This is a genomic window from Pseudoneobacillus rhizolycopersici, from assembly GCF_054786815.1.
Genome location: NZ_JBTOOE010000295.1, coordinates 1 through 214, shown reverse-complemented (window position 1 = coordinate 214; position 214 = coordinate 1). Strand labels below are relative to the sequence as shown.

At 51.4% G+C, this 214-nt stretch carries 1 protein-coding gene; it reads right to left on the bottom strand.

Going from position 1 to position 214, the window contains the following annotated elements:
- Window positions 1-214: hypothetical protein (locus tag ACX9YW_RS23815; RefSeq protein ID WP_460351316.1), on the bottom strand; the 214-nt coding region annotated here is incomplete at both ends.

Here is a 214-nt window from a genome sequence, read left to right as displayed (position 1 = left end):
CCTTGCTGGCATGTTGTAGTTGTTATTCGGTCTCTCAGTCGTGTCCAACTTGTTGAGACTCCACATGGACTCCAGCACGCCAGGCTTCCCTGTCCTTCACCATCTCCTAGAGCTTGACGTACTCCTTTCCCAACTTGGAACCAGTATGTTCGCCCCTGTTTGGTTCTGACTGTTGCTTCTTGACCTGCATACAGGTTTTGCAGGAGGCAGGTGA